Genomic DNA, 1710 nt, shown 5'->3' with positions numbered 1-1710 from the left:
AGTCAGGGCGGCGTCGAGGGCGGCCAGGGCCTGGCCGGCGTCCGCCCGGATGCCCAGTCCCGGGCGGTTGGACTCCAGGACGCGGGGCTCGGCGTCGATCTGGATGATCCGGCCGCGCGGTTCAAAGGTGAAGTAGTTGGAGGTGACCTCGCCCAGGGAGGAGCCGATGACGATCAGCACGTCGGCGTCCTCGAGCACCTCCGTCATGTACTGGTCCTCGATCCAGGACTGCAGGGAGAGCTCATGGTTCCACGGGAACGCGCCGTTGCCGCCCGGGGTGCAGATGACCGGCGCCCGCAGCTTCTCCGCAATCGAGAGCAGCGACTTTTCGGCATGGCCGCGGCGGGTGCCGCCGCCGGCGATGATGGCGGGACGTTCCGCCGTCGAGAGCCATTTCACGGCTTCGCGGACCAGCTCCACGCGGGGCGGGTTGTCGGCCGCTTCGGCGAGGGCGTCCTCCACGGGAGGCACCATGATGGGGTCCAGCAGGACGTTCTGCGGGATTTCGAGCCACACGGGGCCCTGCGGCGAGGAGATCGCCTCGGTCCAGGCATCCTGGATGGCCGAGGGGATGCCGGAGGCGTGCTGGATCAGCCGCTGGGACTTGGTGACGTTCGCGGCCGAGGCCTTCTGGTCATCGAGCTGGTGCAGCATGCCCTTGCGCCGGGCGCCAAGGCCCTCGAGCGGGATCTGGCTGGCCACGACCACCATGGGAACGCCGGTGGCGTAAGCCTCCTGCAGCCCGGCCAAGGACGTCAGCGCGCCCGGGCCGGTGGACAGGAACAGCACGCCGACTTCGCCGGTGGCGCGGGAGTAGCCGTCGGCGGCGAAGGCCGAGTTGTTCTCGACCCGGGAGGAGACGAAGTGCAGGTTCCCGCGGCCCATCGCGTCGAACAGGCCCAGGGCGTGCTGGCCCGGGATGCCGAAGACCGTCTTGGCGCCGAGCGCCTCAAGGGTTTCGACGACGAGGTCCCCGCCGTTGCGCACGCCGGTCATCGCGAAGCCACCGGCGAAGCCACAGAGGAGCTGAAGCCGGCGGGTCGGCGGGATTCCTGGCCGAGGGCCTGGGCAGCGTAGCCGTTCGGGGCGCCGAAGCGGTCCCCTTCGACGGCGCGGTCCGCCATCAGTGTTACGAGTTCGTAGGCGACGTGGCTTGCCGCCACACCGGTGATCTCGGCGTGGTCGTAGGCCGGGGTTCATGCCGCGGAACCCGCGGATGATTTCCAGCAGCTCGCGGCTCGTGATGCCGCCGGCTTCCGGCGTGCCGGTGCCCGGGGCGTGCGCGGGGTCAAGTACGTCGATGTCCACGGAGATATAGAGCGGGCGGTTGCCGATCCGGTCCCGGACCTTGGCGACCGTCTCCAGGACGCCCTGGTAGTAGACGTCGGCGGAGGTGACGATGCCGAAGCCGAAGCGGTGGTCGTCGTCGAGGTCCTTCTTGCCGTAGAGCGGACCGCGGGTGCCGATGTGGCTGATGGCCTCGGTGTCCAGGAGGCCTTCCTCGACGGCGCGGCGGAAGGGTGTGCCGTGGGTGTACTCGGCGCCGAAGTAGGTGTCCCAGGTGTCCAGGTGCGCGTCGAAGTGCAGCATGGCAATGGGGCCGCCGGCGCGCTCGGCGGCGGCGCGCAACAGCGGCAAGGCGATGGTGTGGTCGCCGCCGAGGGTGACGAGCTTGCTGCCGGACGCCGTCAGGTCCAAGGCGTTCTGCTG

General features: G+C 70.1%; 1 protein-coding gene and 1 pseudogene. Both read right to left on the bottom strand.

Features of this window, described 5'->3' with window-relative positions:
- The coding region (locus tag LQV45_RS30255; protein ID WP_253074598.1) for a thiamine pyrophosphate-binding protein at positions 1–996 on the bottom strand (996 nt) is incomplete at its 3' end.
- Positions 993–1710, bottom strand: a pseudogene (locus LQV45_RS30250) (arginase family protein); the annotation flags it as partial. The gene LQV45_RS30255 and the pseudogene LQV45_RS30250, both read right to left, overlap by 4 nt.

It is taken from the genome of Microbacterium sp. Bi128 (assembly GCF_918698205.1).
Note: the sequence above shows the minus strand (reverse complement) of the source record. Positions and strands in the feature narration are given on the sequence as shown.